Here is a 14,258-nt window from a genome sequence, read left to right on the forward strand (position 1 = left end):
TTATTATGATGAAATTATATGATGTATATCCTTTAAATCCTATTGAAATTGTCAAAGGTAATGGGAGTTATGTGTACGATAAAACAGGTCAACAGTATTTAGATCTATATGGAGGACATGCTGTAATATCTATTGGACATACAAACCCACATTATGTTGCAAGTATCAAAAGCCAATTAGATAATATTGGTTTTTATTCCAATTCAATTGAGATACCACAACAACAGCACTTAGCTGGATTATTAGGTGAAGTATCAGGTTTAAATGATTACCAATTGTTTTTGTGTAATTCTGGAGCTGAAGCAAATGAAAATGCACTAAAATTGGCTTCTTTCTACAATGGTAAAAAGAAAGTAATTGCTTTCTCTAAAGCTTTTCACGGAAGAACATCATTAGCGGTTACAGCTACTGATAATCCGAAAATAGTTGCCCCTGTTAACGAAACGGACAATATTGTCTTCTTGCCTTTTAATGATGAGTCGGCTTTAGAACAAGCATTTGCTACTTATGGATCAGAAGTTACAGCTGTAATCATTGAAGGAATTCAAGGGGTTGGAGGAATCCAAGTAGCAACGGATAGTTTCTTAGCAAAAATCAGAAGTCTTACGTCACAATATAATGCTGTATTTATCGCAGATGAAGTGCAATGTGGATATGGTCGTACAGGGTCTTTCTACGCTGTGAATGATGGTGGAGTGGAGGCAGACATCTATACGATGGCCAAAGGAATGGGGAATGGTTTTCCTATTGGAGCTTTGGCAATTAGTTCTCAGTTTAAACCATGGCACGGACAGTTGGGAACTACTTTTGGAGGAAATCACTTAGCGTGTGCTGCTGCAATTGCTGTTCTTGATGTAATTAAACAAGATAACTTACTTCAAAACGCTAAAATTATAGGAGACTATTTAATGAGTGAATTGAAAGGAAATAATAAAATTCAGGAAGTAAGAGGTAAAGGACTTATGATTGGTATAGACCTTGCACCTGAGTTAAAAGATGTAAGAAAAGAACTATTGTTTAAAGATCACATCTTTACAGGGACGGCAAGTCCTAATGTAATTCGGTTGTTGCCTGCGTTAAATCTGACAAAAGCAGATGCAGATTTATTCTTAGAAAAATTCAACAACAGATTACAACAATTCTAAAATTACAATTACAATGAAACAGTTTTTTTCCGTAAAAGATATTCCGTCACTTTCTTTAGCTGCTAAGAGTGCTTTAGAAAGTAAGCAAAACCCATTCGCAGATGAAGCTTTGGGGAAACATAAAACAATCGGTTTGGTGTTTTTAAACCCAAGTCTGCGTACCAGAATGAGTACTCAAAAGGCAGCAATGAACCTCGGGATGAATGTTATGGTGATGAATATGACATCTGACGGTTGGGCTTTAGAGACTAAAGACGGAGTTGTCATGGATGGAAATACAGCAGAACACATAAAAGAAGCTGCTGCAGTAATGGGAGAATATTGTGATATTCTTGGGTTGCGTTCTTTTCCTGGGTTAAAAGATGCAGTAGAAGATTATAGTGAAGACTTGTTTAGCAAATTTTCTAAGTATTGTGGAAAACCAGTAGTGAGTTTAGAAAGTGCTACAAGACATCCCTTACAGAGTTTTACAGATTTGATTACAATTATAGAGCATAGCGACTATCAGTTTGACCAAGTAAAAGCACAGTATATTCCACAAGGAAAGAAACCTAAAGTAGTCTTGTCTTGGGCTCCTCACGTAAGAGCACTTCCACAAGCAGTACCTAATTCTTTTGCTGAGTGGATGTGCAAAGCACAGGAAGAAGGATTGGTTGATTTTGTGGTTACTCATCCAGAAGGTTATGCTTTAAATGAGGAATTCACAAATGGAGCAACTATAACGACAAATCAAGATGAAGCTTTAGTAGATGCTGATTTCGTGTATGTAAAAAACTGGTCAAGCTATGAAAACTATGGGCAGATTACTTGTACTGATTCTTCTTGGATGTTGACATTGGATAAGTTAAAACCAACTAATAACGCGAAAGTAATGCACTGCTTACCTGTTCGTCGTGATTTAGTAATCTCTTCAGAAGTATTAGATAGTGACCACGCAATTGTAATACAAGAAGCAGGGAATAGAGTTTGGGCGGCACAAGCTGTTTTAAAAGAAATGCTAAAAAACCAATAGATTATGCAAAGCCTTACAGTAATAAAAATAGGAGGTAATATTGTAGATAACGAAGAGGCATTAACTGCTTTTTTAGATACCTATGCTCAGATTCAAGGACCTAAGGTCTTGGTACATGGGGGAGGGAAATTAGCTACTCGTATGGCTAACCAATTGGGTATTGAAACGCAAATGGTCAATGGGCGTCGTGTAACTGATGATGCGATGTTACCTATAGCTGTAATGGTTTACGCAGGATTGATAAATAAACAGATTGTAGCACAACTTCAACATAGAGGATGTGATGCAATGGGTTTTTCTGGGGCAGATGCACAGGTAATCACCAGTCATAAACGTTCAGTCAAACCAATAGACTATGGGTTTGTAGGAGATTTTACACCAAAGGATGTAAATACACCTCGAATCAAACAATTGATAGAGATTGGACTTTGTCCTGTTTTCTCTGCAATTACGGCTGATAAGGAAGGTCAGCTACTAAATACAAATGCAGATACGATTGCATCTAACTTAGCAGTAGCTCTTGCTTCTCACTATGAAGTGAGCTTAGTTTATTGCTTTGAGCGCAATGGTGTATTGCAAGACATTAACAATGAAAACTCAGTTATCTCTACTATAAATAGAGAGAGCTTCAATCAACTTAAAAATGCCGGAATTATAGCAGATGGTATGTTGCCTAAAATAGAAAATGCATTAGCTGCTATAGATCAAAATGTAAAGAAAGTGTGTATTAAGAAAGCAGAACACTTATTAAACGAACAAGCAGGAACTACAATTCAACTGTAATTGAACGATGCTTTGAATAAAATGATATTACATTGAAATGAAAAACGACTTAACAACACAAGCTATATATTTATTGGAGCAGATGATTGCTTCTCCTTCTTTTAGTAAAGAGGAACACTTGACATCGGAACTTATTGCTCAGTTTCTTGAGAAAAATGGCGTTGAAATACACAGAGAATTGTTTAATGTATGGGCTTTCAACAAGTATTACGACCCGAGTAAACCAACGATATTATTAAACTCTCACCATGATACGGTAAAGCCGAATAAGGATTATACAAGAGATCCTTTTAAGGCAGAGATAATCGATGGAAAGTTATTTGGATTAGGAAGTAATGATGCAGGAGGTTGTTTAGTTTCTCTAATCGCTACTTTTCTGTACTTCTATGAGAAGGAAGGACTGAAATATAACTTCTGTTTGGCTGCTACAGCGGAAGAAGAAATATCTGGTCAGAATGGTTTGGAGTTTGTTATTCCTAAGTTAGGAGAGTTGGAGTTTGCTATTGTGGGAGAACCAACGCAAATGCACTTAGCAGTAGCGGAAAGAGGGTTGATGGTGTTAGATTGTATAGCACATGGACGCTCTGGTCATGCTGCTCGTAACGAGGGGGATAATGCTATTTTTAAAGCAATAAAAGATATTGAATGGTTAAACACGTTTCAATTCCCTAAAGTATCGGAAGAGTTTGGACCTATTAAGATGAGTGTAACAATGATAAATGCAGGTACACAACACAATGTAGTTCCTTCTACTTGTGATTTTGTAGTTGATATCCGTGTTACTGATGCTTATACAAATGAAGAGGTATTAGAGATTATAAAACAAAATGTTACTTGCGAAGTAAAGGCACGTTCTACACGTTTAAAACCTTCGTCAATAGCTAAAGATCATCCGATTGTGAAAGCAGGTATATCTTTAGGAAGAGAAACGTATGGTTCGCCTACGACAAGTGATCAAGCTTTGTTGAGTATTCCTTCATTGAAATGCGGACCTGGAGATTCTGCCCGTTCACATACAGCAGATGAGTTTGTGTATGTACAAGAGATAAAAGAGGGAATCGAATTGTACATAGATATGTTAACTAAAATTGTGTATTAAGATGAAATTATGGCAAAAGAATACTACTGTTAATCAATCGGTAGATACATTTACAGTAGGACAAGATAGAGTATTGGATATGAATTTGGCGGCTTTTGACGTATTAGGTTCATTGGCACATACACAAATGTTGGAAAGTATCGGATTATTGACTTCTGATGAATTAGTTATTATTCAAAAGGAGTTAAAACAGATTTATAAAGAAATATTAGCTGGCGACTTTCAGATTGAAGATGACGTAGAAGATATTCACTCTCAAGTAGAGTTGCTACTGACAAGAAGAATTGGTGATGCTGGTAAAAAGATACATTCTGGTCGTTCAAGAAACGATCAAGTTTTAGTAGACTTAAAATTGTATTTCCGTTATGAAATAGAAGAAGTAGTTAAAAAGACAAAAATCGTTTTTGAAAAACTACAAGAGTTAAGCAATCAGCATAAAGAGGTATTAATGCCTGGATATACGCATTTACAAATAGCAATGCCGTCTTCTTTTGGATTGTGGTTTGGTTCGTATGCAGAAAGCTTAGTAGATGACTTAGAGTTGATGTTAGCTGCTTGGAAGGTTACAAATAAAAACCCATTAGGTTCTGCAGCGGGTTATGGTTCTTCTTTTCCTTTAAACAGACAAATGACAACGGACTTATTAGGGTTTGGTAGTATGAACTACAATGTAGTAAATGCTCAAATGGGTAGAGGAAAGACAGAGCGTATTCTTGCACAAGGATTAAGTGCAATTGCAGCGACATTGGCAAAGTTTGCAATGGATGGTTGTTTGTATATGAATCAGAACTTCGGTTTTATAAAATTTCCAGATCATTTAACGACAGGTTCAAGTATTATGCCGCATAAGAAGAATCCAGATGTATTAGAGCTAATACGTTCTCGTTGTAATAAGATTCAAGCCTTGCCAAATGAAATAGCCTTAATGACTACTAATTTGCCTTCTGGTTACCATAGAGATTTGCAATTATTGAAGGAAAACTTATTCCCTGCATTTACGTCTTTAAAAGAGTGTTTAGATATATTGAATTTAATGTTAGATAACATTGAAATCAATAAAGAGATATTAAATGACCCTAAATATGACTATTTATTTAGTGTAGAGGTTGTGAATGAAAGCGTGCTTCAAGGAATGCCATTTAGAGAAGCGTATAAACAAATCGGTCTTTCTATTGAGGAAGGAACGTATAAACCTTCGAAAGAGGTGAATCATACGCATGAAGGAAGTATAGGTAACTTGATGAACGAGGCAATCAAAGCAGAGTTTGACTATGTATATAGTGGCTTTGGCTTTGACCAAGTAAATGAAAAACTAGTAAGTTTAGTGTTGTGATAGACGAAAGAAGGACTTTTCCACGCGGTGGAAGAGTCCTTCGTGTTTATATATTTCCATAATTATTTTAGCAGCTGTGCAAGAGTTTAATCTTGTGCAGTTTTTTTATGCCAATAGGTAAGTATAGAAGAACAGTGTTATAAAAAAGAAAAGCCCTTTCAATTAAGAAAAGGCTTTATATCTATTACATATCGTCATAGTCAACGTAAATCTCATCAGAAGTAACAAGTGCTTGACATGATAAAATATATCCATCTGCAATTTCATCATCTGTAAGGATGCTATTCTTTTTCATTACAGCAGATCCTTTAACAATCTTACACATACAAGAGCTGCAAATACCTCCTTGACAAGAGTATGGTGCATCAATACCTTCTTTTAAAATAGCATTTAGCAATACTTCACTTTTAGGCATTTCAAATGTAGTCTCATCATCATCTACAAGAACAGTTACTCTTGTAGAACCTCCTTCTGCTTCAATTGGGTCAACACCATCTGTATTTGGTGTGAAAATTTCGTTTGATATTTTCTCTTTATCAATACCGCGTTCTACTAAAGTAGTAGTAACTGTATTAATCATATCTTCTGGTCCACATAAGAAGAAACGATCAAACTCTTTTTCTTTATGTTTGTTGTTTACTACAAAGTTGATAGCTGCTTTATCAATACGGCCAAAGATAGAGTTCTCTTCACGCACTCTTGAGTAAACAAAATGCACAAATAAACGCTCTGGGTATTGTTCTTGTAATAAGTGTAGTTCTTTGTGGAAGATTGTTTCTTCTATATTTTTGTTTCCGTAAACTAATACAAATTTACTATTTACTTCTTGCTCCAAAACTGATTTAAGAATTGCCATTACTGGAGTAATCCCACTTCCTGCAGCAAATGCAGCATAATTGTTAGAAGCGTTAGCAGTTGGTTCAAAAGTAAATCTTCCTTCAGGTGTTTCTACTTCTAATTGGTCTCCTGCTTTTAAAACTTCATTTGCATAAGTAGAGAATACACCGTGTTCTACTTTCTTAACAGCAACTCTAATTTCATTACTTGTAGGTGATGAACAAATAGAATATGCTCTTCTTATCTCTTTTCCTTCGTGTTTATGTTTGATGTTTAAGTATTGACCTGCGATGTAGTCATAGTTGTCTTTTAAATCAGCAGGAATATCAAACACAATTGAAACTGCATTAGGAGTTTCTTTATGAACTTCTTTTACAGTTAATAGGTTGAATTTTGACATAGTTAGTTTTGTTTGAATCAAACAAAAATACAAAACCGATTGACTTTATTAAACTTTATTGTACCCTTTGACTCAATTTTATAGTATTTAGAAGTTTAGCGAATAAAAGAAAGCTTATAACTAAAAATTAGTTTATTATTTTAAATAGCATTAAATATGGTTTTGTTATTTATCAAATGTAATTTTCCACATTCCTCTAAGTTCTTTTAGATTATACCCTACTGCTTTGTCAAGAGGGTAATGTTCTTTTATCTTCAAATAGGTCTCTGTGTCGATATTTGAGTCTGGTGTTCCATGACACTTCAAGCAAGTCTCCATTCCAAGGTTTATACGCTTATAATAGATGTGTTTACCATTTTCTGCGATAAGACTATCTTGTAGTTGAGTATTCTCCTTAAATGCACTAAAAAGAGCTTTGTCATTTGCTGAGGTTAACTCATTATCTGCGTTTCTGTTTTTATCAGTTATGCGCTGAATTGTTGCTTCGTATTTTTTTGAAAGAGAATCAGTCAGTACTAATGCTTTTGTGTTACAAAACTCAACTCCATAAGTAGTGCCTCCTTTTTTAATTGCATTAGAAACATTTGACATTAAAGCTTTTTGAGTAACTACTGTTATAGAGTCTCCTTGTACTTTTAATGTTTCTAAGTCAACGGATGTTTTTTGTTTGTCGCCACAAGAAACCAATGAGATGATTGCGAAAGACAACAAAAGAACCTTTTTCATTTTCTTCAATTTTTAGTTAGTATCTCAAAATTAAATACTTGACATTTCTTTTTAAGTAACTTAGGTTACATTTCTTAAAAATTTAAAGTAAATAGTAAATAAAAGTGTTTAATAGTAGTTTTCCTTTATGATAAAGTGTTTTTTGGGGAGGAAAGTAATGAGAGGTATAAGTATAGTATAAATTAAAAAAGCCGACTCCATTTTCTGAAGTCGGCTTTATATATAAATATTTCTATTTAGAAGCTTGTTTTAAATTGCTCTAAGAAACGGATATCGTTTTCATAGAACATACGGATATCTCCGATTTGATATAATAACATTGCAATACGCTCAATACCCATACCAAAAGCGAAACCGCTGTATTCGTTTGGATCAATGTTACAGTTTTTCAATACATTAGGATCTACCATTCCACATCCCATGATTTCTAACCATCCTGTACCTTTTGTAATACGGTAGTCAGTTTCTGTTTTTAATCCCCAATAGATATCTACTTCAGCACTTGGCTCAGTAAATGGGAAGTAAGATGGACGTAAACGAATTTTAGATTTACCAAACATCTCTTTTGTGAAGTATAACAAAGTTTGTTTTAAATCTGCAAAAGATACATCTTTATCAATGTATAATCCTTCTACTTGGTGGAAGATACAGTGAGAACGTGAAGAGATAGCTTCGTTTCTAAATACACGTCCTGGAGAGATTGTTCTCAAAGGAGGTGTGTTTTTCTCCATATAACGAACCTGAACTGATGACGTATGTGTACGTAATAAGTGCTCTGGATTTGTTTGCACGAAGAAAGTATCTTGCATATCTCTCGCTGGGTGATACTCAGGGAAATTCAATGCTTCGAAGTTATGCCAGTCATCTTCAATTTCTGGACCTTCTGAAATGTTGAAACCAATAGAGTTGAAAATATCAACAATTTGATTTTTTACCAATGAGATAGGGTGTCTTGAACCTATTTCTAATGGGTAACCTGGACGAGTTAAATCTCCATAAAGACCTTGAACATCTTTAGAATCTAAAGTTTCTTGAATTGATTTTACTTTATTTTCAATAGTGTTTTTCAGTGCATTGATAGCTTGTCCAAACTCTTTCTTTTGGTCATTTGGAACTGTTTTGAAGTGAGCAAATAAATCGTTTAAGATTCCTTTTTTAGAAAGGAATTTAATTCTAAATGCTTCAAGCGTCTCTTTATTATCGGTAGTAAACTGTTCCGCTTCACCGATATACTCTTTTATTTTATCTATCATTTTAAGTAAAGTAAAGTGCAAATTTACTGCTTTTCAATTAGACATAAAATTTAATACTGCTAATATTTTTATATTTCTTGTTAGTTTTAGCTAATAAAGCCACTTTCTAAAAAATAATTTACGATTGCTTCTTTCATTAGAACGCTTTGTTCTCCTGCTTTTAAAGCTGGTAAATGTTCTTTTACAGTATAGTGTGGCCACCCATCTTCGTCAAAATGATCAAATTCGTAATAACCATAAGGTTCTAATAAACGACAAATAGCAATGTGCATTAAATTTATTTTGTCGTCTTTTTTATATTTCTTTTTGATTTTCCCTCTTTCTTGTACGCCAATTAGGTAAATAATTGCTTCTAAGTCGAGAGTTTCTCCATCACCAAAGCGATCTGATATTTTTGTAACCAAGGTTTCCCATCTGGTTTTTAATTGTTCGTCTCTTGCCATATATTTTGCTATAGTACACAAAGATAGTATTTATCCGCATTGTAGAGTGGAAATTAATATCCTTTGCGATGGAGTGAGTGATGAGGTTAAGAAAAGACTTGATCTAAACTTGTTAATGGCAACTGATGAAATATCGTTATTCATATTAGTCAGATTTGTAATATCTTCGCACTGTAAAAAATTAGTAAACTATGTTTTTAGATGTTATCGCTTTAATTGCACTTGTATTTGCTTTGTATAAAGGAATAAAAGATGGTTTTTTTGTATCTGTTGTAGCCTTTTTAGCAATATTTATTGGAGCTATTGGTGCATTAAAATTTTCAAACGTAGTTAAAGAATTCCTTTTTGAGTCTTTTGGGTGGCAAACTTCTTTTCTGCCTGTAATAGCATTTGTACTAACTTTTTTCTTTGCAATTTTAATTGCTAAGTTCTTAGCTAATATGGTAACTAAGTTTTTTGATGCTGTATTCTTAGGAATGTTTAATCGCTTTTTTGGAGCCTTGTTTCAAGTTTTAGTTGTTGTATTGGTGGGAAGTATGTTACTTTCGTTTTTTGATCAGATGAATGATATTTTTCAAGTAGTAGAGAAAGAAACATTAGAGGCATCTTATAGTTATCAAGTATATTTAGTTGTTTCAGATTCTATCTTACCAAGTTTCTTCCAATTGATTAAGACATTATTTGAAAAAAGCGTAGAAGTATTACATACAACTACGCCTTCTGAATCTGTTTAAATATTTTTAATAGTAGATTTTTCGATCCACCCTATCTCTTGATTGTCTAATCGAACTTTAATCCAAAGAGCATTGTGCTCTAAGATGTAAACCTTTGTTCCTGCATGGAGTTCTTTTAAGGTTTTAGAAGTGTTTTTGGCTTCTTCTTTTAAGTTCGTTTCTTGCGAAAAGATTATACCTGTTTCTTCTTTACCTCTATAGACTTCTTCAAATTTAGCAGCATAAATTGATGCTCCTAAACTTAATAAGGCAACTACAATCCAAACAAAACTTATTCTTTTAATTGAACTCTTCTCATTGAGGTAGTAAACAATAAAAGCAATTAAGATTGTAAAAGCTAAGATTGTTGCCAAGATTGACCATTGATCAGGAGTTAGTTTTCCAAGTGTTTGATGTAAGATATCTTGATTGTCATACTCTTTTACAATTGTAATATCATCTATTAAATTCTTGCGTGCATAACCTAAATTAGTTTCAATGCTTTTATCATTTGGTGTTAGTTTCAACGCCTTTTCATAGTAATAAACAGCGTTGACATTGTCGTTTGTACGATAAAAAGCATTTCCTAAATTAAAAAGTAATTCAGGAGATGTATTGTTTTGCTTCTCTAAATCTTGGAAGATAGTGATCGCATCTTGGAACTTCTCTTTTAGAATTAGCTCATTTGCTTTGTCAAATTTTTCATTCCAATTAGCTGTTTGCCCCCAAGAAATGGTGCTCAATACAAATAATACGAAAGTGATAATATGCTTCATTTTTCTCTATTTGAATTGTTTTTCTAATTTACTAATTGCTTGAATTGCTTTCTCATAATCGTTTGTGATGTTTACTTGGTTGGTTGGCGTGTATCGTGCCCACTCACAAGCATTTTTTAAATTCATAAACTCTGAGATTGCATCTGTATCTATTTGTTTTTCTACTAATATCTCTTCGATATTTTCATTGCTCATTTCACTTGTTTCAATGTTCAATTTAGCTTTTAGGAAGTTGTGTAAACAACGTTCTAATGCTTCGTAGAACAACTCTTTATTGTTAAGATTCTTTTTCGCTTCACTAAGATATTTCTTTGCTAAACGATTATTGTTTTTCAATCGTAGTCCTTCTGTATCACCACTAATTGCTCTTTGTCTATTAATTCCAAAAATAAAGAAAGGAATGGCGATGAACGGAATAAGCGTAAGTATATAGAATAGGTTCGTATTCCAATATTTTGTTTGATAAGGTTCTACGAAACTGACTTTTGTTTTAAAAGGTTGAAATAATTCATCTGTATTCACAATATCTGTACCGACAGCGTCTTTGTTAGTTGGTAAGGTAGGACCTTCTAATACATTTATAACAAGGCTATCTGTATTGATTGTCTTGTACTTCTTTGTGTCTAAATCAAAATAAGAGAATTCCATTGGTTCAATATTGTACTCTCCCTTATATTGAGGAATGATAATATATTCATTACTTCTTTTACCTTGCATACCATAGATACCTGAATTTATTTTTTCTGCATAAACAGGATCGTAAATTTCTAAAGCCGAATGTGCTTTAGGCTGTGGCATAGTTAACAGGTTTAAGTTCCCTTTTCCAGATACTTCAACAGTTAGTTTCAGTTGTTCTCCTGCTTTTAAATCTGTTTTAGTAGGGGTAACTTTAAAGTCAAATGTTCCAACACCTCCTGAGAAGTTTTCTGGCTTTCCGGCTTCAGGTAAGGCTTTAGCATTGATCGTTACTTTATTTGTTGAAAACTCTTTTTCAATATATCCGTATTCTGGAAAACCAAAGAAATCTCGTCTTCCAGTAGGTACTTCTGCTTGAATGTTTAAAATTAAAGGATCTATAGATAAGGCACCTTCCTCTTGTGCCATTAACACGTCTTGTTTTAAAACAATATAGTGATAGTTCTCTCCTTTAAATTTCCCTTGTTTTACTTCAGGACGGCCATCTAAATTGATATTGTGAACCCAAAACTTCTCGTAGGTTGGGATTTGTTTTCCCATATAGCCTCCAATAGAAGTGTTGAAATATAATTTATATGTAATTGTAATAGGTTCGTTGATATACGGTTTGCTATTTGTTACTTCCGCTACCAAATGTATATTGTCTATCGACTGTTGTTGCACTTGATTAATTTGCTGTCTTGGATCTTGCTTTGCAACAGCATCTCCTACAGTAATAGTTACTGCTTTTGTCTTGTAAACTTGTCCATCAATCTCAATACTGGCTCCTTGTATTGTTAACTTTCCTTTACGTGTTGGTTGTAGAAAGTATGAGTATGTTTTGTTGAATGATTTTTGACCATTAGTCCAAGCGTAGCTAACAGATTGGTTCGGACCTCCAACTACTGTAAATCCATCAAATCGGGGAGGAGTAAAGTTGTCTCCATCTTTATTCATTGAAAAGTCAACACGAACATTTTCGTTTAAAGGCACGCTTTCTCTACTTACTTTTGCGTCAAAAGTAATTTGTGCAAAAATAGCTTGTGTGCTTATAAAGCATATTATTAATATGAAGTTACGCAGTGTTTTCATTGTTATTTACCAGTCTTTTTTTCTTTGTCCAGCAGGTACTGCTTGACCTTCTCCTTTATCACCTTTTTTACCTTTGTTAATCAAACGCTGTTGAATATCTTTTTCTTTTTGATTCATTGCGTCTAAGATACGATCAATTTGATCTCTACTTGGAGCTTGTGGATTATTTTGTGGTTTGTTATCCTTGTTTTGGTCGTCCTTATTGTCTTTGTTATCCTTGTTTTGGTCGTCCTTATTGTCTTTGTTATCCTTATTTTGATCGTCCTTATTGTCTTTATTATCCTTGTTTTGGTCGTCCTTATTGTCTTTGTTATCCTTATTTTGGTCGTCCTTATTGTCTTTGTTATCCTTATTTTGATCGTCTTTGTTGTCTTTATTATCCTTATTCTGATCGTCTTTGTTGTCTTTGTTATCCTTATTCTGGTCGTTCTTATTGTCTTTGTTATCCTTATTTTGATCGTCTTTATTATCGTCGTTTTGCTGAGGATTTTCTTCGTTTAGTTTTTTAGCTACAGCATAGTTGTAACGTGTTTCGTCATCTTTAGGATTGTTTAATAAAGCGCTTTTGTAAGCTTTTTCTGCTTCTTGGTAGTTTTTATTTTTCATATAAACATTACCAAGGTTGTGAAAAGCTCTATGTTTTTCAGCTTTTGTAGTTGCTGTTTGTGTTGCTCTTGTTAGGGCAGTGATTGCTTCTTTCGTATAGTTTTGTTTATATAGTGTATTACCCATATTATAATCTGCAGTAGATTTTGGGTTTTTAGATTTCGCAATTCTATAAGCTGCTTCTGCCTGTGTGTAGTGTTTTTGTTCGTAACCTTCATTTCCTTTATTTAAGGCTCTTCCTGCTGATTGAGCAAAAGAGAATAAAGTAAACAAACAAAATATAGCGGTGTAAAGTAAATTCTTCATTGTCTAATTTCTTAAGGTATTCTATTACTTTTCGTTGAAAAGATTTAGCTTCTTCATCCACAGTGTCTTTCTCTCTAAGATGAATAGGTCAATAAAAATTAGTAAAAAAGCTAAACCTAAAAACCATTGGTATTGCGCTTGAAATTCTGCAATTTGTTGTGATTCAAAGTCTGTTTTTTCTATTTTATTTAATTCATTTTTGATTAAATCTACTATCTCTTGGGTGTTAGAGCCATAGAAGTACTTTCCTCCAGTTGCATCTGCAATGTGTTTAAGGGTTGCAGGGTTTAACTTTGTTGTTACAATTTCATTGTCCCAATCTCTTTTATATTCAACTCCTTTGGCTGTACGAATAGGAATTGGACCTCCATTTTCTGTACCTACACCAATTGTAATGACTTTAATACCTTTTTGCTTTGCAATTGAAATTGCTCCATCCATTTCTTCTCCGTGGTCTTCTCCATCAGATATAAGGATCATAACCTTACTTGTTTGCGGATTGTCAAAGTAGTTACTTGCTACGTAAATAGCATCTTCAAAGGCGGTTCCTTGTGATGATACCATATCCGTGTTCATCGACTGTAAGTACATTTTTGCAACATAATGGTCTGTAGTAATTGGCAGCATAGGAAAAGCACTCCCTGCATAACCAACAATACCTATTCTGTCTGGTCCAAGGTTATTGATAATTTGTGAAACAAGTTGTTTCATTTTGGCCATTCTATCCGGAGCCATATCTTGGGCAAGCATACTTTTAGATACGTCAAGTGTAAAGACAATATCAATCCCCTGTCTTTTTACTGTGACAACTTTTGTTCCGATTTTAGGATTCACTAAGGCAAATACAATTGATGCTAATGCTACTAAGTAGATACTTGCTTTTATAATTGTTTTATTCTTTGAACGATTTGGAGCCAAAACTCTCATTGCTTTCGTTGTTGCAAAAAGGCTTTGTCTCTTTCTTTTCCATATTACATCAGCAATAAATAGTATGACTAATATTGCGACTACTATTAATAAGAAAAGATATTTTTTATTGTCTAACTCCCACATAATCTA

Annotated in this window: 14 protein-coding genes; 6 read left to right on the forward strand and 8 right to left on the reverse strand. The window is 33.8% G+C overall.

The annotated features are described in order from the left end of the window. The first annotated feature begins 5 nt into the window (after positions 1 to 5). Genes GQS07_RS04530 through argH form a run of 5 tightly spaced genes read left to right on the forward strand, consistent with a single transcriptional unit; the run spans position 6 to position 5,372 of the window. Complete coding sequence (locus GQS07_RS04530; RefSeq protein WP_158209804.1) at positions 6 to 1,145, forward strand: aspartate aminotransferase family protein; 1,140 nt, start codon at positions 6 to 8, stop codon at positions 1,143 to 1,145. A 13-nt stretch (positions 1,146 to 1,158) separates the two neighbouring features. Next, positions 1,159 to 2,157, forward strand: coding sequence for an acetylornithine carbamoyltransferase (locus GQS07_RS04535; RefSeq protein WP_158209805.1), 999 nt, complete (start codon positions 1,159 to 1,161; stop codon positions 2,155 to 2,157). A gap of 3 nt (positions 2,158 to 2,160) precedes the next feature. Further along, positions 2,161 to 2,940 (forward strand): acetylglutamate kinase, encoded by a 780-nt coding sequence (argB, locus tag GQS07_RS04540; RefSeq protein WP_158209806.1) that lies wholly within the window; start codon positions 2,161 to 2,163, stop codon positions 2,938 to 2,940. Between the two features lie 37 nt (positions 2,941 to 2,977). Continuing rightward, complete coding sequence (locus GQS07_RS04545) at positions 2,978 to 4,039, forward strand: M20 family metallo-hydrolase (RefSeq protein WP_158209807.1); 1,062 nt, start codon at positions 2,978 to 2,980, stop codon at positions 4,037 to 4,039. A 1-nt stretch (position 4,040) separates the two neighbouring features. Then, on the forward strand, positions 4,041 to 5,372 hold the full coding sequence (gene argH / locus GQS07_RS04550; RefSeq protein WP_158209808.1) for an argininosuccinate lyase: 1,332 nt from the start codon (positions 4,041 to 4,043) through the stop codon (positions 5,370 to 5,372). A gap of 184 nt (positions 5,373 to 5,556) precedes the next feature. On the opposite strand, the gene GQS07_RS04555 is transcribed toward argH, so the two are convergent. From GQS07_RS04555 to GQS07_RS04570, 4 genes are all read right to left on the reverse strand, one after another. Beyond that, on the reverse strand, positions 5,557 to 6,609 hold the full coding sequence (locus tag GQS07_RS04555; RefSeq protein ID WP_158209809.1) for a ferredoxin--NADP reductase: 1,053 nt from the start codon (positions 6,607 to 6,609) through the stop codon (positions 5,557 to 5,559). 165 nt (positions 6,610 to 6,774) lie between these two features. Then, positions 6,775 to 7,335: a DUF3365 domain-containing protein gene (locus GQS07_RS04560; RefSeq protein WP_158209810.1), complete on the reverse strand. Its 561-nt coding sequence runs from the start codon at positions 7,333 to 7,335 to the stop codon at positions 6,775 to 6,777. 236 nt (positions 7,336 to 7,571) lie between these two features. Continuing rightward, complete coding sequence (pheS, locus tag GQS07_RS04565; RefSeq protein WP_090404750.1) at positions 7,572 to 8,588, reverse strand: phenylalanine--tRNA ligase subunit alpha; 1,017 nt, start codon at positions 8,586 to 8,588, stop codon at positions 7,572 to 7,574. A gap of 86 nt (positions 8,589 to 8,674) precedes the next feature. Then, positions 8,675 to 9,031: a hypothetical protein gene (locus GQS07_RS04570; RefSeq protein ID WP_158209811.1), complete on the reverse strand. Its 357-nt coding sequence runs from the start codon at positions 9,029 to 9,031 to the stop codon at positions 8,675 to 8,677. A gap of 191 nt (positions 9,032 to 9,222) precedes the next feature. Between GQS07_RS04570 and GQS07_RS04575 the strand changes: the two genes are divergently transcribed. Next, positions 9,223 to 9,765, forward strand: a complete 543-nt coding sequence (locus GQS07_RS04575) for a CvpA family protein (RefSeq protein ID WP_158209812.1) — start codon at positions 9,223 to 9,225, stop codon at positions 9,763 to 9,765. Here the strand turns inward: GQS07_RS04575 and GQS07_RS04580 are convergent. The 4 genes from GQS07_RS04580 to GQS07_RS04595 are packed head-to-tail and all read right to left on the reverse strand — an operon-like array spanning position 9,762 to position 14,252. Next, the gene (locus tag GQS07_RS04580; protein ID WP_158209813.1) at positions 9,762 to 10,520 is read right to left on the reverse strand and encodes a tetratricopeptide repeat protein; all 759 of its coding nucleotides are present in this window, start codon (positions 10,518 to 10,520) and stop codon (positions 9,762 to 9,764) included. The genes GQS07_RS04575 and GQS07_RS04580 overlap by 4 nt on opposite strands. A 6-nt stretch (positions 10,521 to 10,526) precedes the next feature. After that, positions 10,527 to 12,287, reverse strand: coding sequence for a BatD family protein (locus GQS07_RS04585; RefSeq protein ID WP_158209814.1), 1,761 nt, complete (start codon positions 12,285 to 12,287; stop codon positions 10,527 to 10,529). 6 nt (positions 12,288 to 12,293) lie between these two features. After that, the gene (locus tag GQS07_RS04590; RefSeq protein WP_158209815.1) at positions 12,294 to 13,199 is read right to left on the reverse strand and encodes a tetratricopeptide repeat protein; all 906 of its coding nucleotides are present in this window, start codon (positions 13,197 to 13,199) and stop codon (positions 12,294 to 12,296) included. A 24-nt stretch (positions 13,200 to 13,223) separates the two neighbouring features. Next, on the reverse strand, positions 13,224 to 14,252 hold the full coding sequence (locus GQS07_RS04595; RefSeq protein ID WP_158209816.1) for a VWA domain-containing protein: 1,029 nt from the start codon (positions 14,250 to 14,252) through the stop codon (positions 13,224 to 13,226). Positions 14,253 to 14,258 lie beyond the last annotated feature (6 nt).

The sequence above is a fragment of the Myroides phaeus genome (assembly GCF_009799805.1).
Taxonomy (GTDB): Bacteria; Bacteroidota; Bacteroidia; order Flavobacteriales; family Flavobacteriaceae; genus Flavobacterium; species Flavobacterium phaeum_A.